We start from the raw sequence: 572 nt of genomic DNA, 5'->3' as shown, positions 1-572 counted from the left end.
GCAATCTATGCCCACGACCTGCTTGGCACCGAGAAGAATGGCGCTGCGGATTGCCATCTGCCCCACCGGGCCACAGCCCCAGATCGCGACGGTATCGGAGGGCTCGATTTCGCACTGGACAGCAGCCTGCCAGCCAGTTGGCAATATGTCGCCAAGGAAGAGGACCTGCTCATCGGAGAGCCCGACCGGTACCTTGATGTGCGTTGCATCGGCAAATGGTACGCGAACATACTCGGCTTGTCCGCCCGGGTAACCGCCGGTCAGATGGGTATACCCAAACAGCCCGGCCGTCGTGTGACCGAACGCCTTGTCGGCGATGTTCTTGTTGCGGTTGGTACGTTCGCAGACCGAAAAGTTCCGGCGCTTGCACTGGTCACATTCCCCGCAAATGATGGTGAAGGGAACGACGATGCGGTCTCCCTTCCTAAGCGCGCCGTTTACCCCGGATCCAACTTCCACACCTCACCCATCATTTCGTGGCCCATAATGTCGCCTGGCAGAATTGCCGGAATGAGGTTGTGATAGAGATGCAGGTCCGAGCCGCAGATCGCGCAGCTCGTCACCTTGACAAT

The 572-nt window shown here is 59.1% G+C and carries 1 pseudogene; it reads right to left on the bottom strand.

The annotated features are described in order from the left end of the window. Positions 1–572 (bottom strand): annotated as a pseudogene (locus AC0L3O_RS35490) (alcohol dehydrogenase catalytic domain-containing protein); the annotation flags it as partial.

Source organism: Mesorhizobium sp. WSM4810, assembly GCF_055811235.1.
The sequence above is the reverse complement of the archived record's forward strand: the minus strand, read 5'-3'. Positions and strand labels throughout refer to the sequence as shown.